The organism is Mucilaginibacter psychrotolerans, assembly GCF_004519315.1.
Taxonomy (GTDB): Bacteria; Bacteroidota; Bacteroidia; order Sphingobacteriales; family Sphingobacteriaceae; genus Mucilaginibacter; species Mucilaginibacter psychrotolerans.
On sequence record NZ_SOZE01000008.1, the window covers coordinates 35683 to 58562 of the forward strand.

Annotated in this window: 22 protein-coding genes; 6 read left to right on the forward strand and 16 right to left on the reverse strand. The window is 44.3% G+C overall.

What is annotated here, in order from left to right; genetic code table 11:
• Positions 1-62: 62 nt before the first annotated feature.
• Positions 63-4544 (forward strand): translocation/assembly module TamB domain-containing protein, encoded by a 4482-nt coding sequence (locus tag E2R66_RS09965; RefSeq protein WP_133229288.1) that lies wholly within the window; start codon positions 63-65, stop codon positions 4542-4544.
• Here the strand turns inward: E2R66_RS09965 and E2R66_RS09970 are convergent.
• The 3 genes from E2R66_RS09970 to E2R66_RS09980 all read right to left on the reverse strand — a co-directional run bounded on the left by E2R66_RS09970 (position 4541) and on the right by E2R66_RS09980 (position 7751).
• Positions 4541-5755 carry a bifunctional 3,4-dihydroxy-2-butanone-4-phosphate synthase/GTP cyclohydrolase II gene (locus tag E2R66_RS09970; RefSeq protein ID WP_133229286.1) on the reverse strand — a complete coding sequence of 405 codons (1215 nt, stop codon included), beginning with the start codon at positions 5753-5755 and terminating at the stop codon, positions 4541-4543. The two genes, E2R66_RS09965 and E2R66_RS09970, sit on opposite strands and share 4 nt — an antisense overlap.
• A gap of 92 nt (positions 5756-5847) precedes the next feature.
• Positions 5848-7272 carry an LptF/LptG family permease gene (locus tag E2R66_RS09975; protein ID WP_133229284.1) on the reverse strand — a complete coding sequence of 475 codons (1425 nt, stop codon included), beginning with the start codon at positions 7270-7272 and terminating at the stop codon, positions 5848-5850.
• Positions 7273-7370: 98 nt separating this feature from the next.
• Positions 7371-7751: an START-like domain-containing protein gene (locus tag E2R66_RS09980; RefSeq protein ID WP_133229282.1), complete on the reverse strand. Its 381-nt coding sequence runs from the start codon at positions 7749-7751 to the stop codon at positions 7371-7373.
• Positions 7752-8134: 383 nt separating this feature from the next.
• Here E2R66_RS09980 and E2R66_RS09985 point away from each other — a divergent pair, with 383 nt between their 5' ends.
• The gene (locus E2R66_RS09985; RefSeq protein WP_133229280.1) at positions 8135-9406 is read left to right on the forward strand and encodes a site-specific integrase; all 1272 of its coding nucleotides are present in this window, start codon (positions 8135-8137) and stop codon (positions 9404-9406) included.
• 151 nt (positions 9407-9557) lie between these two features.
• Positions 9558-10616, forward strand: a complete 1059-nt coding sequence (locus tag E2R66_RS09990; RefSeq protein WP_240049278.1) for a Fic family protein — start codon at positions 9558-9560, stop codon at positions 10614-10616.
• Positions 10617-10683: 67 nt separating this feature from the next.
• Here E2R66_RS09990 and E2R66_RS09995 read toward each other — a convergent pair whose 3' ends face one another.
• The 9 genes from E2R66_RS09995 to E2R66_RS28680 all read right to left on the reverse strand — a co-directional run bounded on the left by E2R66_RS09995 (position 10684) and on the right by E2R66_RS28680 (position 16986).
• Positions 10684-11127 carry a hypothetical protein gene (locus E2R66_RS09995; protein WP_133229276.1) on the reverse strand — a complete coding sequence of 148 codons (444 nt, stop codon included), beginning with the start codon at positions 11125-11127 and terminating at the stop codon, positions 10684-10686.
• Positions 11117-12253, reverse strand: a complete 1137-nt coding sequence (locus tag E2R66_RS10000; protein WP_133229274.1) for a DUF4221 family protein — start codon at positions 12251-12253, stop codon at positions 11117-11119. Before E2R66_RS10000 ends, E2R66_RS09995 begins: the two co-directional genes overlap by 11 nt.
• 5 nt (positions 12254-12258) lie before the next feature.
• A complete protein-coding gene (locus E2R66_RS10005) occupies positions 12259-12606 on the reverse strand; it encodes a hypothetical protein (protein WP_133229272.1) in 348 nt (115 codons plus the stop codon).
• 147 nt (positions 12607-12753) lie between these two features.
• Positions 12754-14277 carry a TlpA family protein disulfide reductase gene (locus E2R66_RS10010; protein ID WP_133229270.1) on the reverse strand — a complete coding sequence of 508 codons (1524 nt, stop codon included), beginning with the start codon at positions 14275-14277 and terminating at the stop codon, positions 12754-12756.
• Between the two features lie 195 nt (positions 14278-14472).
• Positions 14473-14664: a hypothetical protein gene (locus E2R66_RS10015; protein ID WP_133229268.1), complete on the reverse strand. Its 192-nt coding sequence runs from the start codon at positions 14662-14664 to the stop codon at positions 14473-14475.
• A 27-nt stretch (positions 14665-14691) separates the two neighbouring features.
• On the reverse strand, positions 14692-16032 hold the full coding sequence (locus E2R66_RS10020; RefSeq protein ID WP_133229266.1) for a radical SAM/SPASM domain-containing protein: 1341 nt from the start codon (positions 16030-16032) through the stop codon (positions 14692-14694).
• Positions 15998-16189: a hypothetical protein gene (locus tag E2R66_RS10025; RefSeq protein ID WP_133229264.1), complete on the reverse strand. Its 192-nt coding sequence runs from the start codon at positions 16187-16189 to the stop codon at positions 15998-16000. Before E2R66_RS10025 ends, E2R66_RS10020 begins: the two co-directional genes overlap by 35 nt.
• Before the next feature lie 22 nt (positions 16190-16211).
• Positions 16212-16856 carry a recombinase family protein gene (locus tag E2R66_RS10030; protein ID WP_317130765.1) on the reverse strand — a complete coding sequence of 215 codons (645 nt, stop codon included), beginning with the start codon at positions 16854-16856 and terminating at the stop codon, positions 16212-16214.
• The gene (locus E2R66_RS28680) at positions 16753-16986 is read right to left on the reverse strand and encodes a hypothetical protein (RefSeq protein ID WP_192901965.1); all 234 of its coding nucleotides are present in this window, start codon (positions 16984-16986) and stop codon (positions 16753-16755) included. The genes E2R66_RS10030 and E2R66_RS28680 overlap by 104 nt, the downstream gene beginning before the upstream one ends.
• Positions 16987-17070: 84 nt before the next feature.
• Between E2R66_RS28680 and E2R66_RS10035 the strand changes: the two genes are divergently transcribed.
• Positions 17071-17559: a hypothetical protein gene (locus E2R66_RS10035; RefSeq protein WP_133229262.1), complete on the forward strand. Its 489-nt coding sequence runs from the start codon at positions 17071-17073 to the stop codon at positions 17557-17559.
• A 195-nt stretch (positions 17560-17754) separates the two neighbouring features.
• Here E2R66_RS10035 and E2R66_RS28305 read toward each other — a convergent pair whose 3' ends face one another.
• Positions 17755-18378 (reverse strand): hypothetical protein, encoded by a 624-nt coding sequence (locus E2R66_RS28305; RefSeq protein ID WP_158288369.1) that lies wholly within the window; start codon positions 18376-18378, stop codon positions 17755-17757.
• A 60-nt stretch (positions 18379-18438) separates the two neighbouring features.
• Between E2R66_RS28305 and E2R66_RS10045 the strand changes: the two genes are divergently transcribed.
• Positions 18439-18870, forward strand: coding sequence for a hypothetical protein (locus E2R66_RS10045; protein WP_133229258.1), 432 nt, complete (start codon positions 18439-18441; stop codon positions 18868-18870).
• Here the strand turns inward: E2R66_RS10045 and E2R66_RS10050 are convergent.
• From E2R66_RS10050 to E2R66_RS10060, 3 genes are read right to left on the reverse strand one after another with little or no spacing between them, the layout of a single operon-like run.
• Positions 18867-19283, reverse strand: a complete 417-nt coding sequence (locus tag E2R66_RS10050; RefSeq protein WP_133229256.1) for a hypothetical protein — start codon at positions 19281-19283, stop codon at positions 18867-18869. The genes E2R66_RS10045 and E2R66_RS10050 overlap by 4 nt on opposite strands.
• A gap of 27 nt (positions 19284-19310) precedes the next feature.
• On the reverse strand, positions 19311-20417 hold the full coding sequence (locus tag E2R66_RS10055) for a relaxase/mobilization nuclease domain-containing protein (RefSeq protein ID WP_133229254.1): 1107 nt from the start codon (positions 20415-20417) through the stop codon (positions 19311-19313).
• Positions 20389-20778, reverse strand: a complete 390-nt coding sequence (locus E2R66_RS10060) for a plasmid mobilization protein (RefSeq protein ID WP_134737920.1) — start codon at positions 20776-20778, stop codon at positions 20389-20391. The genes E2R66_RS10055 and E2R66_RS10060 overlap by 29 nt, the downstream gene beginning before the upstream one ends.
• Positions 20779-21032: 254 nt before the next feature.
• Here E2R66_RS10060 and E2R66_RS10065 point away from each other — a divergent pair, with 254 nt between their 5' ends.
• Positions 21033-22829 (forward strand): type IV secretory system conjugative DNA transfer family protein, encoded by a 1797-nt coding sequence (locus E2R66_RS10065; protein ID WP_133229250.1) that lies wholly within the window; start codon positions 21033-21035, stop codon positions 22827-22829.
• Positions 22830-22880 lie beyond the last annotated feature (51 nt).

Genomic DNA, 22880 nt, shown 5'->3' on the forward strand with positions numbered 1-22880 from the left:
CAGTAACTCAATAACTAAAGCACAAAGTTATTAAAAAACTACTCAAAATAGCGTTAAGCATCGTGCTGATCCTATTGCTGTTTGTCAGCATAGTGTTAATACTGTTCCAATATAAGCCGGTGCAAACCTGGGCCGCAAAAAAAGCGACCGCTTATCTGTCCAAAGAGCTCAATACCAAGGTAGATATACAAAGCCTGTACGTGGTGCCGTTTAAATCGGTAGTGCTGGAGGGTTTATATGTATTGGATAAGCAACAGGATACCCTGCTTAGCACGCCAAAGTTATCCGTAGAATTAAGTGGCTTCTCGCTGTTCAGCAGCATCAAAAAACGGGTGATCGATTTTAAATCCATTCAACTGGATAATGGCAGCTTTAACCTCAAAAAACAAAAGGACAGCACCACCAACCTGAAATTCGTATTAGATTATTTTAACTCGGGCGGCGACACCACCAAAAAAACCGTGAGCAAACCATGGTCGTTAAACTTCCGGAAGATTACTCTCAACAACTTCCATTTCAGATATAAGAACAACTTGCGGAGCAAGGTGATAAACGGCGTTAACTTCGACGACCTGGACGTTAAGCACTTCAGCGTGGTAGTGCACAACATGGATTTGAAGAACCACCTCTTTAAAGCAGGTGTTGTAGGGCTTACCCTGCAGGATAAAAGCGGATTCAAGGTGAACAACTTTAGCGCCAACGCCACTATAGACACTACGCAGATATTACTGCAAAACCTGTCTATTGTAACCCCTAACTCCAGGGTGAGCAACTTTTTTAAGATGAAGTTCAAATCATTCGATGATTTTGATGATTTCGAGAATCGGGTTACCATGGATGCCGATATCAAAAGTTCGCACCTGTCATCAAAAGATATTACTTATTTCACCACTTCGTTGGGTAAGATAAACTTTGAACTGGGTGTTGATGGGCGCGTGAAGGGCATGGTGAATAGCCTTCGAGCCAAAAATCTTACCGTAACGGCCGGCCAGGCCACCTTTGTTAAAGGCGATTTTAACCTCACAGGCCTGCCCGATTGGGAGAACACGTTCCTACAGCTTAAGTTCGACCAGGTGGCTACCAACAAGAAAGACCTTGATTATCTGTACAGCCACTTCACCGGCAAGCCTACGGCAAAAATACCGGCTATTGTAGGCAAATTCGGCAACGTAAACTTTACCGGAAGGTTCACCGGTTTGCAAAACGATTTCGTAGCCTTCGGCACGTTCAAGACCGCGCTGGGCCGGTTCGACCCGGACATCAACCTTAAAATAAACAAAAGAGGCGACCCGAGCTACAGCGGCAAAATAACAGCTACTGATTTCAACCTCGGCAGCCTACTGGATGAAAAAGATCTTGGCCGTACTACGCTCTCCGGCAACGTAAGCGGAGGTGGCGACGACGTGAAAACCCTAAACGTAAAGGGCAGCGCCAAAATTAAATACATTGGTTATAAAGGCTATAATTATAGCAATTTGGTTACCAGCGGCACCTTTATCAAAAAGATAGCCGCCGGTAAGCTATCTATTAAAGACAGGAACGTTAAGCTGGATATTGCCGGCAGCGTTAACCTTAACCCTACGCTACCCATTTTTGATTTTACAGGCAATGTAGATAATGCCCGCCTGCGCGAACTAAAGCTTATAAAAGACACGGTTACAGTTACCAGTCAGCTAAACACCAATTTCTCGGGCAACAACCTCGAGAATTTAGACGGCCACATATTGCTTACCTGCATCAGGATAACCGACCCAAGGCAGAGCTATGTGGTAGATACTGTTGCCGTAAATACAAGCGGCAAGGGCGATGCCCGCACTATTTCCCTGCACTCCGATGTGGCAGATGGCAGCATTAAAGGTAGCTTTAACCTGGCTACCCTGCCATCGTATTTCAAAACCATCGCCAAAAAGTATATACCATCGTTAAAAACAGATATTACACGGCCCAAGCCGCAGAATTTCGATTTTAACCTCACTTTGAAAAACCTCGATCCGGTGCTGGCCATTTTCAGGCCCGATCTGAAGATACCCGATCAGGGTACATTTGTGGGTAAGTTCAATTCAAACGACAAAACAGCCACATTGAGCGGTTTGATAAAGACGATAAAGCTGGGCAAAATCGTTTTCCACAATTTCATCATTGATGAAAGCACAAACGACGATATGTTGAGCCTCAACGTATCGCTGGACAGGATAGACCTTACCGATAGCCTCTACATCAAAAACATAAACATTGCCAACTTTTTGAAGAACGATAGCCTCAACTTCAACGTTAAGCTATCTGATAAAGACGCAACCAACCAGTTGGACCTTTACGGCCTGGTTGAATTTGGGCGCGATACTACTGCTAAACTAAAATTGCTTCCATCAGATGTGGTGCTGGAGCGCCAGAACTGGAAAATACAAGATCAGGTACGCATCCGCCTACTCGATGGCAAAACACAGATATCGGGTTTCGAACTTTCCAATGGCGTACAAAAGGTAAAGATAAACGGGTTTATATCTGATAACCCGGCGGATGAACTAAAGGTAACCTTCCAGAAATTTAGCATGGCTACCCTTAACCAGCTTACCAAGCCATCGGGCGTGTTGCTGCAGGGCGCATTGAATGGCGATGTAGTGCTGTCATCGGTTATTAAAAAGCCGGGCGTGGATGCCAACTTAACCATCGATTCGCTCATTATGAACAAAACGCTGGTGGGCGATGTAAAGATAAAATCGAAGCTGGACAACCAGCGCGAACAGGCGGATGTTAAGGTAAACATTACCCACCGTGGTTTAGAAACACTTAACCTTTCGGGTATTTATAATCTTGGGCACGATGCGGGCGACAACCTCGATTTCGACGTGAAAATGGATCATACCGAGGCGGTTATTTTCGAGCCATTTGTAAAAGGGCTCATATCTGATCTCAAAGGAACGGTATCGGCAAACCTCAAGCTCTCCGGCCCGCCATCCAGTCCGGAGTTAAATGGCGATATTACCCTCAACAACACCGGCGTTACGGTTGATTACCTCAAAACAGCCTACACCGTAACCCATAAGCTCAGCGTGGCCAATAGCGTCATTAATGTAGATAACATGGTGCTGAAAGATTTTAAAGGCGGAATTGGCACAGCTAATGGCAATGTGGACCTCAATAACATCAGTAACCCAACTATTGATATCACACTGGAGGCGCGCAACCTGTTGGCCCTAAATACCACATTTAAAGATAACCACCTGTATTACGGTACTGCGTATGGCTCGGGTACTTTCAGTTTTAAAGGACCGGTGGATAACATGAAGATAGATATAACGGCCAGTACCGAGGCGGGTACTATTTTCAACATCCCGCTGAACACGTCAACTACCGCAGCCGATTACGACTTTATTAAATTTGTAGATCATAACGATACCACCCGTAAAGTAGTTACAAAAGTAAACGCCTTTAATGGCGTTACCCTCAACTTCGATCTTACGGTTAATGAGAGCACGATAGTGCGCATCAGTACCGATTACGGCGTGCTGGAAGGTACCGGACAAGCAAAAAACCTGCAGTTGAAGATCAACAGTCTGGGCGATTTTGAGATGTTCGGCGACTTCCTCATCACTTCGGGTAAATTCGAATTTACAGCCAAGGATTTCATCAGCAAGAACTTTGTGGTAAGCCAGGGCGGTACCATCAGGTGGACGGGTAACCCCTCCAACGCCGAGATCAATTTGAAGGCCTTATATGAGGTACGTACCGATATAGCTCCCCTGTATAACGCGGCGGGCTTAACCTCGCCTTATGGCGCAAAACAGGTATTGGTGCAGGCCGAATTGCTGATAAGCAAATCGCTGATACAGCCTACTATTGATTTCAACTTCACCTTCCCGGTAGACCCCTCTATAAAAGATGACCTGAGTACTTACCTGGCCGATAATAATAACCGAAGCCAACAGGCGCTAAGCATTATTGTGCGGCGTAATTTTGCATCGGGCACCGGTAATAACTTAACCAACCAGGTAGTGGGCACAGCAACCCAAGCGGTAAGTGAGTTTGCGTTTAATAAGCTTAACAACTTCATATCGCAATCAAACATCAAAAACTTCGATTTGAATATACGATCACTCAATGATGCCAGCTTAGGCTTCAGGTTTTTGAACGAACGGTTGCTGCTGAACGGTAGCTTTTACTCTAATACCGGCACCAGCGATATCTTTAACAGCAGCACCAGCTTGTTTAATTCAGATTTCCGCACGTTGAATAAAGATTTTGAGATACAATACCTCATACGTAAAGATGGCAACCTGCGCGCAAGGTACTCGTACCGCGCGCTCAACAGTACTACGCTTAACTCCATAAACGACCAATTGGGGGTACAATACGTAAACGGTATAGGCTTGGTTTACCAGCGCGATTTCGATACTATCGGCGAGTTCTTCCGCAATATTTTCAGACAGAGTCGCAGGAGCAAAGCACCGGTTGCGCCGCTACCCGTACCTGCGGCAACAGCCACGCCGGCAGTTAACAACACCTCGCCCGACGATAAAGACGCAGACAACGGCGCAGATGATTAATGCTCGCGCATGATGGCATGGTCCATCTTATCGCGTTTGGTGCGCAGGTAGGCCTCGTTATGCGGGTTAGAAGGGATTTCAATCGGCAGGTTCTCTACAACTTCTAAACCATAGCCAATTAGCCCTGCGCGTTTCTTAGGGTTGTTGGTAAGCAGGCGCATTTTAGATATACCCAGGCTGCGCAATATCTGTGCGCCGATGCCATAATCGCGCTGATCCATACCAAAGCCCAGCTTAATGTTGGCTTCAACGGTATCCAGCCCGTTTTCTTGCAGGTGGTAGGCTTTAAGCTTGTTTACCAGGCCAATGCCGCGGCCCTCCTGGTTCATGTAGATAATAGCTCCTTTACCCTCTTTGCTGATGATTTCCATGGCTTTGTGCAACTGCGGACCGCAATCGCAACGGCAGGAACCGAAGATGTCACCGGTAACGCAGCTGCTGTGCACACGCACTAATACAGGTTCGCCAATTTGCCATTCGCCTTTTACCAGGGCAAGGTGGTTTTCGCCGGTATCCAGTTGGGTGTAAGCAATCATATCAAAATCGCCCCATTGCGTAGGCATTTTTACCGATACCTCTTTACGCACCAACGATTCGGTATCCAGGCGGTAAGCAATCAAATCTTTTATGGATACGATAACCAGGTTAAATTCTTTGGCAATCTCCAGTAACTCGGGCAGGCGTGCCATATCGCCATCTTCCTTCATTATTTCGCAGATAACGCCTGCTGGCTCAAAACCAGCCAAAACAGAAAGGTCTATTGCGGCCTCGGTATGGCCCGAACGGCGTAGCACGCCGCCGTCTTTAGCAATCAAAGGGAATATGTGCCCCGGGCGGCCCAGATCTTCGGGCTTGGTAGCTGGGTCTATTAATGCAAGGGTTGTTTTTGAGCGGTCGGTTGCAGATATGCCGGTAGTGCAACCATCGCCCAGCAAATCTACCGAAACGGTGAAGGCGGTTTCGTGCGAGGTGGTGTTGTGTGTAACCATCGGCTCCAACTCAAGCTCGAGGGCGCGGTGTGTGGTGATGGGCGCGCAAACCAGCCCGCGGCCGTGGCGTACCATAAAATTGATGGTTTCGGGCGTTGCGTTGCGGGCAGCGGTTAAAAAATCGCCCTCGTTTTCGCGATCTTCATCATCTACTACAATGATGGTTTTGCCGGCTTTGATGGCCTCAATCGCTTCGGGTATGGTGTTCAGCAAAGTATGCATATTAATGGATGCCCGGGGTGCTTAAAACAAGAACGGGGGGCGTAACAAAGTTACGATGATAATTGAATGAATACCGTCGGTAATTTGTAAAACTATACGGGCTGCTTTGCCTTGCGCAAACGGAAGCGCTTGAAGAAGCGTTTGTACAAGTCCATATCGAAAACAGCCGAATCGGTAGCGGCTTTGTAACTGAGGAAAAGCCCGATAGGGAATAAGACGACAATGGCTATCCAGGCGCCAACAATAGGGGAGAGGTCGCCCTCCTTGGCCGATTTTTCGCCTATGGTACCGATGATATAATAAATTAAAAAGAAGATAACCGATACCACCACCGGCAAGCCAAGCCCCCCTTTGCGTATGATTGCCCCAAGCGGCGCACCAATCAAAAATAATACGATACACGCCGCGCCCAGCGTGAACTTCCGCTGATATTCCATGATATAGCGGCGGATACTTTTAGACGAATCCTTATAACTATCGGTACGGTTACGCAGCACATCCTGCAGCTGTTTTACCTCAATAGCAGCGTTGTTGTATGAATTAAGCTTTTCGTTTACGCTTTTTAATATATTGCTATCGGCAGGGGCAACATGTTTAATAGCCGCCCACTTATCGGGCACCGCGAAATACTTGATATACGGTCTGATGAGCGTATAGTTGGTGTTTACGGAGCTATCTACGGAACGGCTTGCCGAATCTACGTAATGATCTAACTGTTTCAGGTTCATCATCATGGAAGCGCTCCTGAACTCGTTTTCGTTGGTGCGCTTTATCGTAAGATCAGAAAGCGGGAACTTCTGCTCGGTTTCTTTAAAGCGAAAGCGCGTAAGTTTCTGGCGTTGGAAATAGTTGTTGTCGCTTGGCGTTTCTTCATAACGTACGCCGTCTTTTAATCTCAGTACCAGGAAAAGGTCGTCTTTGGTACGGTACATCAGCCCAGATTTAGCAAAGGTTACGATATGGTTTATCTGCAAAGCACCACGCTGGTATATCATGATGTCGTGTAGGGTTTGCCCGTCTTTATCTTTCCGTTTTACGCGGATAGAGTAGCCGGGAAAACGATTGCTGAAGATGTTCTCGGGCAGCAGATCTGCCGATTTTTGTTTGCGGGCATCGTACAGCAGCGAGTAGTATTTGAGGTTGGCCCGCGGCAGCATCCAGTCGGAAAAGGCGAAAGCAGCGATGCTTAAGATAACCACCACCACCATCATGGGATACATGGCGCGGCGCAGAGATATACCGGCCGATTTAATGGCCACCAGTTCGTAATTCTCGCCCAGGCTGCCGTAGGTCATGATAGAAGATAATAATACCGATAGGGGCAGTGCCATAGCCACATTGGTAGCCGAGTTGTACATCATCAGCTCGAGGATGATATACCACTGGAAGCCCTTGCCGATAAGGTCATCGATGTATTTAAACAAAAACAACATCAGCAGCACAAACATCACAATGAATAAGGTGACGATAAACGGCCTTATAAATGATTTGAGCAGCAGGAGGTGTATTTTCTTCATCGGGCAAATTCGGCAGCACGGCAACTGCATATGCATAACTGCAATTACTGTTGCATATTGTTGTTAACACCGCAAAAATACAGAAAATTACGGAGGGGTTAAGCGCCCAGCACGCTAATGAGGTAATCGATTTGGTTATCCCATATCTGTTTGCGCTCGGTAAGGGTATCGGGCGTGGCAAAATCAGTAACCGCAAGGGCCACATCATTAGTAAGCTCATCCTGGATAATTTCCATCTCGAAATAGGTTTGCGGTTCGTCGTCTACCCATTTAAAACGCACCAGTTTGTTCTCTTTAATGGCCACGAGTTTGGCATTTTGCTTCTCACCATCCCAGGTGAAAGTGTAAATTTGGTCGCGCACGGTAACATCGTCGGCAAACCATTGCGATAAACCGTTAGCCTCGTTCAGGAAGGTGTACAGTATTCTGGGAGAGGATTTTATCTCGTATTCTATGTTGAATTTCTTCTTCTCGGACATGGGCGGGTTAATCGTTAGCAACCAGTGTAAATGTAAATGTTAACATTTTTTCTAAAGAAAACTAATTTCTGCTATATTTGCAAACCTTTTTCGGGAAGCATGGAAATATATATTCCGAAAAGTAGTACTCGTTAACCGGAGTACAAGAAATAACCACCCGGCGGGGTAGCTCAGATGGTTAGAGCGTAGGATTCATAATCTTGCAGGTTATGAAGCAAAATGCTCTAAAATGGCTTAAAATGACGTTTCCCACAACGTTTAGCCACCATAAAAAGCCACCACATCACAGGTTAAGCCAGTCAAACCGTTAACAAAACCGTTAACAAAACGCGACCTTTGAACGGGGCGTGAAAACAAATTTTTTCACTTAAAAATGTTTTCACATGGCAACCGCAAAAATTGTTACATGGAGCCGTAAAGACAAAAACGGCAATTTCCCCATCGGGATTAAAGTTTCACAAAATGGTATTCCTGCTTATTTGTTCGAGGGAAACGCAATTGCCTCCCGCGATCATTGGGATTCGGGCAAACAGCAAGTAAAGAAAACCCATCCGCACGCAATGCGCCTGACAAATTTCCTGACGAAAAAACTGTCCGAAGTAAACGAGAAAATCCTCGAATTTGAAACCGACAAAAAAACCTATTCGGCAGAAGATATTGTCAATGCCATCAAACCAAAGCCAGTACAGGCACCGCCGCCACCGCCGAAACTGCCGTTGTTCAAAGATGTAGCCGACAACCATTTGAGGGAACAAAAAGCCCTTGGCAATTACGATGTTCACAAAACCGATAAAAGCCGCCTCAAACGCTTTTACGAGTTTGCCGGGGAAAACGTAACGTTTCCTGAAATCACAGTTGAATTCCTGCGCCGCTACACGGTATTCCTGAAAACGGAACGCAACCGCAATAAGAAAGAACAAAAGTCATTAAGCGACCGTTCAGTAACAAACCACCTGTTGGCAATCCGTACCCTATATAACCGCGCCATCACTGCGGGCTTGGCAAGTAAGGATAATTACCCTTTCGGCGGCAGGGAAAGGATCATGATTAAATTCGGTAAGACCGAAAAGATTGGACTGGTAGGCGATGAAATCAACTTGCTTAAACAGTATAAGTTTTCTAAAAAGCAAGCCCACTTACACCACAGCCGCAATATCTGGCTGGTATGCTTTTACTTTGCGGGGATGCGTATTACCGATGCGCTGCTGCTGAAATGGTCCGATTTTCAGAATGGGCGTTTTTATTACACCATGTCTAAAAACGGCGAACCGGGGTCGTTGCCTATCCCTCCGGCAATTGCCGCCATTTTGGAGGAATATAAAAACGAACCCAAAACGCACGACCTTGTGTTTTCTTACCTGAAATGCCTGGAAAATCTTGACGACCGTTATGCCTTGCGCAGGCGGATAAATTCCGTCACCCGTTTGATTGGCGAACATATGGCCGTTATCATGGAATTACTGGATATCAATAAAAACGCCTCGCCGCACAAAGCCCGCCACGCCTTTGCACAACGCGCCGAAGAAAAAGAGATACACCCCAAAGTGCTGCAAGGCATGTATCGCCATGAGTCCATCCTGACGACAATGGGCTACCAGTCCAACTTCTCGCATAAAAAGATGGATGAAGCGTTGGAGGCGGTAATTGATTTCTGAAAAAAACTGAAATAAGGCATGCAAAACAGATGTCTTATTTCAGTTTTTTAATAAATAATGAAATAACATTGACTTCATGCTGTTATTTATGGATATTTATGGATAACAATATGGATATTTCTTGCGTTTATGGATATTTACGGGTAAATATATGGCTATGATCAAAACAAATTCTCTACATATCACGAATGAAATTTTAGCCTTGATTGCTGAAATCGATGAATTCAAAGGCGCATGGCGCTCTCTAAGTCAGTTGGCACCGGAACAGCTTACTTCACTAAAACACATTGCGACGATTGAAAGCATCGGTTCATCAACACGTATCGAAGGAAGCCGCCTAACGGATCAAGAGGTTGAAGTTCTGCTTGGCAATTTGCAGATAAAGTCTTTTGCAACAAGGGATGAGCAGGAAATCGCCGGATATGCTGAAGCCATGAACATCGTGTTTCAAAATTATGAGCAAATCCCTTTCACTGAAAACTATATCCTGCAATTGCATCAGGAATTAATGCGGTATAGCGATAAAGACGACTGGCACCGGGGCAATTATAAAAAGTCTCCTAACCATGTGGAAGCTTTCGGGGCGGATGGAAAAAGTATCGGCATCGTGTTTGAAACGATAAGCCCGTTTGAAACCCCTTTGCAGATGGAGCAGCTTGTCGCTTGGGCAAATAAGGAGTTCAAGGAAAAGACGCTGCACCCTTTGATTATCGCCGGGATATTTATTGTGAAGTTTCTTGAAATACACCCATTCCAGGATGGCAATGGTCGTTTGTCGCGAATACTGACAACCCTCTTGTTGCTTAAACAAGGCTACGCCTATATTCCTTACAGTTCGCTTGAAGCTGTCATCGAACAAAGCAAGGAAGCCTATTATTTATCCCTGCGCCAAACACAGGGCACATTGAAATCTGAAAAGCCGAATTGGGGACCGTGGCTGTTATTTTTCCTGCGCTCGCTTAAAAAACAGAAAGAGCGCCTTGAAGGCAAAATAGCACAGGAAAAACTGTTATTGACGCAATTGCCGGAATTGTCGCAACGCATTCTTTCAATCGCAAAATCCCGTGGCCGTATCACCGTTAAGGATGTCGTTACATTAACATCAGCCAATCGGAATACGGTTAAAAAGCATATCGAAAATCTTTCGGCCTCCGGCTATTTGCAACAGCAGGGTATAGGAAAGGGAACATGGTACGTTCTTTCAGTATAATATTCTCCCTAAAAACAACAAAAACGTGCCGCAGGACGTAAGCCACAAAAGCGCGGCGGGGTAAATGTCAATTAAGGTTCAGGCTATCTATTGAAGCGGCGGAAACTTCAAGCATGTTTTTTAGTTCATTATCCTTAAAACGGTAAACAAAATCTGAAGCGTAATTCAACCCGAAATCGCCAGCGGTGCCAGTATTGTCGAAAATGATTTTCGCATTCTTGTCTTTTGTTATGGCTGACATTAAGATAGTGTCCTGTTTCATCAAGATGTATGTTCTATGGGTCGGTGCATGGCTCAATTTTTCCACCAACGAATTGATAACATCTTTACGACACGCACTACAGCTCTGATTATTCAGCAATATAATATTCTCGTCTTTGGTTGATATAGAATTTTTAAATACGCTTGCAAAATAACGCTCAAGATTAGCCTCTTTTTCCTCTATCGGTGACTTCTCCGGTGCCTTGCAGCTTGCAAAAACAAATAGCAGAAGGAAATACCTAAACTTCATTTTCAAATGTTAAAATTTTAAAATATCCGAACTTGTAATTAGCATTGTTTTCTGTCCGATAAAAAATATAAAGCCCGTTTTTTGTTACAAATGAAATAAACTCTCTGTAATGTGTATCTAAAGGAAACTCGCCAGCAATTTTAAAATGTTCATTATAAACTGTTAAAACGAGAGGCTTATTTTCCAGTGTATTGTACTTGCCGCTATCACTTTTCAAAGGAATAGGACTGAGAAGAAACCGATAATATAATTTTCGATATTTATCGTATCGTACCTCTGTATACATCGGATTTGTTATCATGGCTTTGATCTTAGCTTCGGCACTTCCTGACTTAGAGATTTCCAAAGGAATAGCGTTGTCGGAATTACCTTTAGCTGAAATTGATTTCAATGCATTGGTTGCACGATTATAGATATAGAAATTCGGATCAGCGCTATACGAGATAATTGACTTTTGACCGGAGTTTGTGATGTTAACTTCGTTTGAAAAGCCGTAATAATTTTCCTGGTATATCTCGGAAAATGGCACGTCATAAATTTTCAAGCTGCCATCTTGGATGCTTATTCCAGCTAATTGTGGCTGTTCGTAAAATGATTTGTTTGTTTGCCCACAAACGTGGCAATAAATTCTTCCAATGATACGACCACTTTTCGAATCATAATAAATAGGGGAACGATCCAGATTAGCAAACCTTACGGTCTTATAATTTTCATTCTTACTTAATGAATTAATCAGAACGATTTTTTCAGCTTTTCCGTTTACTAAGAATAATAAAGCATTGGTGGTTAATACAAACAAGGAGTCCCTGCCGTTGAAACAAAAGGAATTAACATCACCATACCTTTCTTTCAGGTATGGTGATGTTAGAAAATCGAGGTTAACAGAATAATGATCGACTGCGTTGTTCAGTCCGTAAACGTTAACTTTAGAATCGGTTAAAAAAGCAACGTAATCGTCGTTTGATGTTGAAAATGATGCATATTTAAAGGGATTGTCGACAACTTTAAAGGCAACTTCCTTTTCTTGTATTTTGAGTGAATTTATATTTGAATTGCAACCCCAAAAAACGATGGCAATAAATAAACTAATCAGAATATTGATCCTGAATTTTTCAAATCGTTGCATTCCGACTAATACTCGTATTCGATATTATATGCTTCTTTAACCAACTTAATAGAATTATCAATTTCTTTTTGCGTGAATCTACCAGACGCAATCATAGAAGTAACGGCTTCGCAGTCATGAATTTCAGAGCAAGAGTTGCCTACAGATTCAAAGCATTTTGTGCCTGCTTTTTTATCTACAATACATGCTTTCTCGTCTTTTTTAGATTCCAAAACATTTGTTGTTGGTGGCGCAAAGTTAATGGACTGTAGTTTAATTTTAGTCAGTGGCGTTGTTTCTGAAACATTGTTGTTTTTTTGACAAGCAGAAAGGCTTAATGCTGCAACAGCTAAGAGTAGTAGTGACTTTTTCATTTTGGTTTAGATTTTAATTTATGTTCGCAAACTTACTTCTTTTTTACTTGAACGCAAATAAAGAAAAAAATTCAGGTCAATCGATACTTTTACCGGATACCTCCCTTGGCTTATCGAAAATGCGCGACATGGAGACAATCAGTTAAATTACTCTTTTAATGCTTGTTCCAATTGATTGATTAAAATCTGTCTGTCCATCGGATAACCAGCCTTTGAAATTTCTATATCCCCGTTTTTATGGATGATAGCGTAGGTTGGATATCCTTTTGATTTCAAATTTGCCATGATATCCTGTGTTAAACGTTCATTCGCCAAAACATGGGTGCCGGTCATGCCGTAATAGGCAATTAATTCCTTCCATTGCTTTTCATTTTTAAGATCGTAATTAGCGACATAAAGAAATTCCAGTCCTTTGTCCTTGAAATACTCTTTAATCGCTTCACCGTTTTTTTCAGTCTCTGATCTGCAAGGACCGCACCATGTACCCCACATATCTAAAAGTACCGTCTTTCCCTTTACTATACTCAATAAATCTTTAAAGGTTTGCAAATTAGTTCCGTTTTGAATGGCAAATACTACAAACAGGCTTAATTTCTTTCCTTTATTTTGGATTACTTCGGATATAGGCGCACTAAACCATGTAACATATTTACTGCGAGGGTACTTCGCTTTAAAACGCTCGAATATGAAAGGTAAATTTTTGAAATCGCTATCATCGAAAGCCATATCGAAAAGAACGCCAAAAGCATACTCTGCTACTTTACCGGTGAAATTTTTATTGATAATTTTTTCTTGTAGCAAATTGTTTGGATCATCGTTGAATAGGTTCGCCCCCCTTACTTGGTCTGTATTATACCAGGTACGATAGAATTGTTCTGGATGATCTTGGCTATTTGCCCAAAGCCGTTCCTTTTCCCTAAACAGGAAAGTACCTACTAACTCCCGATAGATGTAAGAATTAAGGGCTTTATCGCTATTCAGTTTAAGATTGGCAAATAAACTATCGGTAATATGCTGCCACCTTGAATAGTTTCTTTTGTAAGCCCCTTTGATTTTAAATTTGTTACCCTCGGCGAATAAATAATAATCATGGCAGGCAAGGTATTTTAGGTTATTTTGACTGGCTGCTATGAACGACTGCGTTGGCTTATATGTTTTAATATATTTTTGTAAGCGGATATTTTTTTCGTGTTCATTAGCGAGTATTATTGGCAACACTCTATCCGGCAACGTATCATGGTAATATTTTTGAAGATCAAGCCCTGATGATAAGCCAATCATCGGCTGGTTATTTTCTTCACCTTTTCCGGTAATGGAAAACCCAAAATCCGCTTGCTTAAAATCTGCCTCGAAAAATAGATGGTCGTTTGGCGAAATAAAAAAGGTATAGCTTATTGATTTGCTATTGTTGGATTGCGCACTGTCGCAAGAGAATTGTATAAATTGAGGCTCTGATATACTCAAAGAATAGAGCGTAGGTTGTTCCTTTATAAGAGCGATTTCAACCTTTGCCTTTTTTAGGTGATTAGTTATCAAACGGTCATTCAGGTAAACGATCTCCGCTTTGTTTGAAGCAGTATTTTTAATATTGAAAGAAACCGTAGCATTCTGTGAAAAAGCAAAAAATAGAAAACCAAAATTCAATATTAAGAGTAGAAGAGTTTTTTTCATTATTCCGGTATTTTAGCCGCAAGATAGGCAACGCCGGCAATCTTTCGCCTTAAAAGAACTCAAAGATACATTATATCGTTTCGTAACATCATCCAGCCGGGTCGTGTCGATTAGAAACATGTGTCATTTCGTTAGCTCCCTGATATCTTTGCTATGTTCGCTAAAGGCAAATCATACCAGCGGCAACTGTCGATATTATACTGTCTCCTTGATATGGGATAACGCGATTTCCACTTTTTCAACTTCCAATAATTCAATTTCTCGAAATTCGTTGTGCAATTTGGTGTAAGCAAAATCCAAGAATTTATTTTTATCCGCTTGTGTTTCGCCGTTGAGGTAAGCCGCAATACAAATAGCTAAAAAATCCAGTGAACTAAGTTTTGCCATCCGGTTTTTCCTGCATTCAGAGTTATACTATGAATGTATTATTGCATGGGCATCAATTAATTTCAATCGCTCTATTGCCTGCAACTCATAGTATTTAGGAATATACCGATGGTAAAGGCTACACTGCGGGTCTTTCTTATCAACCCGGTAAACAGGGCATCCGCTGGTGCAGATGGCGCGGTAGTGGCATTTTTTGCAATCGTCTGATTTTTCGTCTTCGTGATGTTCGCCGCTGGCAATCATTTCCACCAAGCTTAATTCATCATCGAAGATAGAAACGCCGGGGGAGTTATCATCCCCGAATTGTACATGGCAGTATTTAAACGTGCCATCCACGTAAATCGCGCCGCCCGAAAAACCGGATGCACAGGTCTGGAAACCTAATTCATTTGGTTTCAAGTCACAGAACTGGAAGCGTTTGGAAAACTGCCAGCCAGTTTCTATGGCTTCCTGCATGATGGCATAGGAGGCCGATAAATATTCATCCAGAAGTTCGGCATGGATTTTTTCGCCTTTAACGATTGAATAACGAAACGGAATATCCAAGGTAATCAGGTACCGGGTTAATTCCGGCAAGCCCGTGAGGTTCAAATTGGTTACCACTGTATTGACTGACACCGGAATGCCCTCGGCAATTAGTTTGCGCAAATTGGTATCAACGATGCCGAATGAACCGCATCCCGAGCGGAAACTGCGCGTGGCATCATGCGTTTTTTCCACGCCGTCAAGCGATACGCCAAACCCGATGCCGTACTCTTTAGCGAAAGCGATAATCTCGTCATTCAGCATGGTTAAGTTGGTCACAAAACCCGCATCGAATTTGCATCCCGCATCGGCTAACACTTGCCTTGCTTCGGGAATAAATACCTTCCAACTGCTGAACTGCCCTAACGGTTCACCACCAGCAAGCCGCAAACGGATATGCCGGATGCCGTCCTTGCGCACGGCTTCCAGCATCTTATGTAGCAATTGCTGCCTGACTGCTCCCGTCATGCCTTTGCCGGTGTTGAGCGTTGAGATATAGCAATAACTACACCCCAGGTTACAGGCGTTGGTGGTGTGAATCCAAAAGTTTAAGGATTTCGGCGCGGCGGGTTTTACAGGCAGAGAAAACCCGTCAAAGCTTACAAGTTCAGTTTTGCTAAGCATGGCAAAAAACTGTTCCAACGTTTCCGCTGGCATTTCCAGTTTTTCGGCAATTGCCTGTACATCATCAATGCCGTTCACCGCCTGCAAGAGTTCCTGCTGGCGTTGGTTCAGCAAGCGGAACGAGTTGGGATAACTGCAATTCACCGCATAAGCAAAGCCATCGCCAGCAGGGCGAAGCAATAAATCAGCCGATTTGCGCGGTACTAAATTCTTCATCATCTTCAGGCGTGTGAATGTTATCCGTGCAGTCGTGATAGTTATCTGTACAATCGTTGTTATACACGGCCTTTTCGTTGCTCAAATAACCAGCGCCATTTACCGCTTTAATCATCGCCAAATCATCAAAAAGAATTTCCGATTTGAATACTTGTTCCATATCTTTTGTGTTATTAATTTATTTATGATTTCAATCTGTTCATCAGCGCGTAAACAGTGGTTGGATGCCATTTGCCTCCAATGCGGAATGTTGGCACACCTTTTTTATTCAGTTCTTCCGAAACCGCGCGGACGGTAACAATGCCTCTTTTTCTTAGCTGCCGAAGTGTAGGGAACATTTTATGAGCAAATTCGTCAGCCGCCTGCCTGTTGGCAATTGATAACAGTTTGCCATTTTTTCCCAATTCAACGCCACGATTTTTCGCTGCGCTTAATGCTTTTTTTGTCGTTTCGCTTATCCGCTCCCGTTGTTCTTCGGCAACCGCTGCCAAAATATGGATGGTAAAGCGGTTGGCATGTGGATTATCAACTACTTTAACCTCTGTCTTTGATTTGACGATACCGGCTATTTGCTCAACGTCTCGCCCTAAACGATCCAGTCGAGCGACAACCAAGGTCGCTTTATTCTGCTTACATAAGTTAAGTGCGTCAAATAGTCCGGCGCGATACTTTCGTGTTGATTGCACCTCGATTACGTCCGTAACCACCACGTAATCATTCATTTTACAATATTGCTGCACGGCGCTTTGCTGTGCTTCCAGCCCCAAGCCACTTTTTCCCTGCCTGCTTGTAGATACGCGGTAATACGCAATTGCCCGTTTCATCATTACCTCTTGTGTTCATAAATAAACCATCACTTATATTTGAACAATATTGCAGGAAAAAGCAACCACTTTTGAGTTCTAAGAGCTTGTAATACAGCGTTTCAATTTTAGTTGAAAGTGCTTTTTTGTCCATGAGTTGAGGATGGTTTATTTACGAACAAGTTTTATCGAAAAATTTGTTTTAACGTTTTCAACTCCTTTCGAAATTAGGTGCCTAATGACTGATATACTTTCCATTCTTACATTGCTGGCTTTGATTTATCAGTTGTACATGCAACGTATTCATAATGAAAAATCGGTCAAACCGCTTGTACAGATTGATTTGACTGACAACACTGAAAGGCTAATTTATATCCGTGTACGGAATAACGGCGTGGGCCCTTTTATTGCCGAAAAACTGATTTTTGTAAAAGACGGGCAGATTTATTACAACATAAGGGATTGCCTTTCGCTAAACGCACGGGATTACCAGCGTGTCGAAATTGGCGAATCTGTAAAGAAAGTAATTGCACCGGATGCCTATCTGGTGGTTTTCTCAAAACAGTTCGATATTAAGGCAGCAGATACGGAAATAGATAATCTTCGAAGCCAACTGGCGGCAATTAAATTGATAGTGGAGGGGCGAGATATTTACGGTCATAAGATTACCGTGGAACGGGATTTAACATGGTTCACCCGCCATCATAAAAACGACTTATCTGAATAAACCCTATCTTTGCAGTTCTATTACTGTGGCTCTTGCCACATTGTGATAAGGTTTAGGTTAAAGCCCCGAAACAGCGAGTGTAACGGGGCTTTGTATTTTTTGCGTGAGGGATTGCAATGAAAAGCCCGCAAGCCTGATAAGGCGCGTACTTGCAATGTAAAGCCCGACCCCAAGGGGCACGCCCTAAGTAAGAGATTACATTTCATGTTGCTTGCCTTGCGAAGGCTGCGTTTGCTGCTCTTTCGTTTGTTTGATTTTTTCGAGAAAAGCGGCGCGTTGCTGTTCGCGGTTTGGTTGTTCCGTGCCGGATGCTTGTTCCTGCTCTGCGCCTTTAAATGCTACTTTCGGCTGCTTCTGCTTATAAGGCTGCTGCTCCTTCAATGCTTCAATATTTTTCTTTTCATGTGCCTCCGCTTCTTTTTGCTTTTGGCCTGACTGTTTTGTTTTTTGCTGCTGGCGCACGCGAGCATTATCAATCATCCCTTGAAACTTTTCACCCTGTTTGGTAAAATCCTTATCATTCGGCTGGTTCGGATCGGGACCGTTATAGCCGTGTTGCTTGGCAACCTCATAGGCTTGCCGCTTATATTGGTTGTCTATCCTGTTTAAGCCATCTTCAAAATTTAACTGGCGGTTTTGTCCGGTGGCTCGGTTAAAGTCATTCAGGTGCTTCGATTGCAAAGCATATTTGCCTGGGTATTCCTCCCGCTCTTTATGATACTCGCGGGAAAGTTTCACAAAATCGGCATAGCCTTCATGATCCATTTTGTGCAAATAGTCTTGAACAAAAGGCGGGATTTTTTCTTCGTCGTTTTTCATTGTGGTTGAGTTTAGGGTCGACTAATGGTATAATCTTTCATAAATATAGGGAGATTTTTAATGTATAAATATGAGTTATCGCTTTGGGACACATTAAAAGATAAAAACGGCGTGCCACTATCTGCAAAGTATTTCTATGGCGATGAATATTCAGACCAGTATTTGTTCCATGATCCTTATAGCCTGCCGCGTTTTGGTCATCTTACCCGCAAAGCGTTGATGCATTATCTGGGCGACTATTACAACCCACACAAAGGTGCCATGCTTCATGAGCCGGTCATCCGGCTCATAATTATGGGGTTTATTGCCTACCGGATACAGCATAAAACCAAAGCGTATGATAAAGATTACATTGATAATTTTTTAAAGAAACTTATTGGCGACCTGTACGGCGTTCCTTTAGCATACGACCAAAGCCGTATCGATAAAGGCATCGTGCCGCCGTACAGGGGCATATTGCATGATATGGATGTGGCAACGCCGCAGGCTTAAACTTCCATTTCCATTCCACGGGTTTGTTGCTCCCGTGTCTGTTGCAGTTTGCTTAAGAACGCTTCCTTTTCATCAGCCAGCGATTTATGTTCCTGCTCAGGCTGCGATTTATCCTGCTGCGGTTTCGTTGAGTCAGGCTCGTTAGCGCCGAAGCGTTTTTGCTGTTCTTCGCCGTTCTCGCCCCATTTTTCTTTATGGGCGGCATAGTCGTCTTTTAACATTTCTTTGATGCCTTTGGGCATCTTGCCATAGCTGCCGAACCTGTCGACCATTCGGGCGTAACGGGCGTCTACGCCTTGTTTGGCTTCCTGCGCATCGGCCTGGAAGTCAAGCCATGCGTTCTGATGCATGCCGTTCATTTCTGCTTCGGATGGGAATGTTGTGGTTGCTGTTCCATTGGTTTCCTCTTTCATGATTGAAAAAATTAAAGGTGAATGATTTTATGTGGGTTTGTAATATTGTGCGGCTTCGATAAAACCGAGCATTTTGTCCGGCGGCTTATGCCTTGGCGTTGCGGTAATGGCGTAGCTGTCTGCATCAAATTGCTGCTTTAAGGCTGCGCGTTGCTCCGTGGCGTTTTCTTTGAATGAGAAACATACGCGCAGGGCAATCAATACCGACATGGTAATTTCGGGCGTTAGTGAACGGTTACGTTCTCTAACATCCTTGACGTTCTGCAAAAACTTCTGCCGCGCTTCGTCCTGTGCGCTGGCCATAGGGGCAGGTGTTTTTGCAGAATTGTCCGCAGTTGCTTCGGTGGGCTGCGATGGCTTATCGTACTCCTGCTGCCCTTGTTGCTTCTGCACTTGCATTTCCAGGATGGCTTGTTTGTCCGGTGGTAATTCTGTATCAATGAAGCGTTGCTTTAGTTCGGCGGTCTTTACGCCATCCAACTTGCGCACCAGGTCGAATGATATGCCTTCCGAATCAACCACCCGGAAAGGGCGGTCTGTGCCTTTGGCAATTTTGTAACCGTTAGCTTTTGCTTCGCTGATAAATTCTTCGGCTGTAGCAGTGCGCCGCCATATCGCGGTTAATGTCTGTTTATGCTGGTCCCGGTTCTTGTTTTTCTGCGGCGTTGGTTTGTGTTTTAATTTCTTTTCGATTTCCGCCCGCGCCCGGTCGTGTGCTTTGTAATTATCCTCATAAGTCGCCAATGTACCGCGCTCATGGTTGTAACGCTCATAGACGATATGCGCATGTATGCGCCCATTGCCAAGGTCGTGTAATACCGCGCCATGGCGCTGGTCTCCATAGTTTAATTGCTTGGTCAATATATCAACTGATTCCAGCCATTCTTCCTTGGTCATTACCCGATCCATTGTGTCTTCGGGATTGGGGTTCATATAGGCGTGGTAAGCACTATTCTTGCTGCGGGTTAACTTGCTGTTTAATTCCACGCTATACAGGAACTCTTTAAATTCTTCGGGGGTGGCATCTTCCCGTCCATCTAAATGCAGGACGGTAATATGTTGGTTATTCCCCAGCGTAAAAAGGTAATCCCCTAATTGCGGGGCATTACCCCTGATTTTTCCTGCGATAACCATATTTGATAACTTCCATTATTTCCCGGCTTAGGCGGGTGATTTCGTCGATACAGTGCCGGAGCATCCCCGGCGGTATTCTCGGGTCGTTGCCTGTGTTGACCCAGATATTCATCGCCTTGGCGATTTGGTTTAGATTGCTGCCCTGCTTGCCCGTTTCGGCAAGCAGACGGATCAGTGTATTCCTGTCAAAACCGCCAGAGGCTTCATCCGCTTTTTTGCGGATGTAATCACTGACGCTCATTCCCTCACGGGCGGCGTTTTGTTCGATGATCTTTTTTTCAGCAAGCGAGACGCGAAAGCGGAAAACCGCATCGCGTTTTTCGCCGCCATTTTTTGGCGTGCGTTTCATTTGTCTTTCCATTTTTTCAAGAGGGTCAAGGGGGAATGTGTTCCCCTTGCAAGACGGTTTTGTGGTAACAAAACCATGTCTTGCGTTATGATACCAAGGTATCATGACCGTCCGGTCCTATCAATAATCCGCACTGTGTCGAAACGTGCCGTTATGTTTCAATCTGAACGATTTGTTGGAAAATCTCTCAATTCATTCTTCGCGTTTCAAAAAAATTTGGAAATAATTTATCTGATTATTACCTTGCGATAACCTTAATCATCACAATGCCAAACAATTCCATCAAACAAAAGCTGGATGTAACCAGCGAACAATTAGAGGAACTATTTCGTAGCGAACCCAGCCCCGAAGCTTTGCCGAAACTCGGGTTATTCCTGCTCGGCACATTGCTCACACCGATTACGCTCGGCGGTGCATTGCTCGGTTATGGCAGGGCTTATAACCGCTTTTTTAAACCGCGCGATATTTACCCGCGGCTATACAATTTGCCGCCAATTGTCCGAGTGGCAATGCTTATCGGTGCTGTTGCGATATGGGTGGTGATCCTTATATTGTTTTTTTTCTTTATTACGGCCTCCGGCATCGTCAATTCACGGAACAGCGCTGCTGTGGTGGCTTACCTGCTGGTCAATCTGTTGTTTACTTGCGTTGTCTACGGGATCTTCGCGAACTGGCGGCGAAACAAGGATGCACTTGCCGCTGAAATGGAAAAATTCGGTACCGCGCGTTTCGCTCATGCAGATGAATTGCAGGAATACGATGGACCAAAAGGCTTTTATATTGGCGGCGGTTATACGTTTGCCGATAAGGGGCATTTACTGACCGTAGCCGGAACGCGCGGCGGCAAAGGCACAAACCTTATTGTACCGAATCTGCTGGGCGTGGGCGGTTATGAGGGGTCGTATGTGGTAATCGACCCCAAAGCGGAGTTGGCGGCGATCACCGGGCGCTACCAGCGCGAAAGCGGCAAAAATGTCGTGATCTTGAATCCCTGGGATTTATTGTCCGAACATGTCGGGCAATCCAGTAGTTACAATCCGCTCGATATTTTATCGGATAAGTCCAGCCCGCATCTGATCGATGATGCGGACATTATCGCAGAGATGATTGTCCCGGTTGAAAAGGACGATAAGAACAAATTCTTTACGGATAATGCCCGTGGCATATTGTCCGGCTTGGTATTGCATCTGGCAACCACCCATGACAAACGCGAACGGACATTAGAAAAGCTTTGGAAATGGGTACGGCTCTCCGGCGATGATTGGGATAATCTGCTGGCGGATATGGCTATCAATATTGACCCGGTAAACGGCGAAGCAATACGCACTTCAGCCAACGCCATTCTGCAATTGATGAAAGCCGGAGATAAAACCTTCGGCAGCATCATGGCTACATTGATACAATGCACGGACTTTCTGAAAAGCCCGTCTTTGCAAAAATCTATGCAGTCTGGTTTCGATCCGGCAACATTAAGCGAGGGCAACACCATTGTTTACGTGGTGATTCCTGTAGATAAACTACAATCGCATGCAAGATGGCTACGGCTCGTGGTCACCACCTGCATGCGTGCCGTGGTGCGCAAGCCTAACAAACGGGTGTGTTTCCTGCTCGATGAATTTGCAGCCCTCGGCTATCTCCCAGAAATTGAAAATGCCCTGTCTACCTATGCCGGGTTCAATCTAACCGTTTGGGCAATCCTGCAATCGCTCATACAACTAAAAGGTATTTATGGCGATAAGTGGGAAGTGTTTGTTGGCAATACGGCGGTGAAGCAATATTTTTCGGTAAACGATAATTTTACTGCGGATTACATCAGCACAGCCATCGGGCAAACCTCCCATATCACGGGCATAAAATCGCGGCTCGGGCTGGAAGACCCGAAAGCCAACGCCCGTCCGCTGGTTGCACCGGATGAAGTGCGGCGCGGATCAGGTGATGCTATGTTTGTGTTTATTGGGGCAAAGCCGCCGACATTATTTGCGAAGCAACCCTATTATCAAATGGGGGAAGAAATGATTGGGAAGGATGGTAAAGCGAGGTTTGATAAAAATCCGTATCTGTAAGCTTTAATTGCATTTTTTTATACCTCTACTTAGCTATATAGATATTAATCT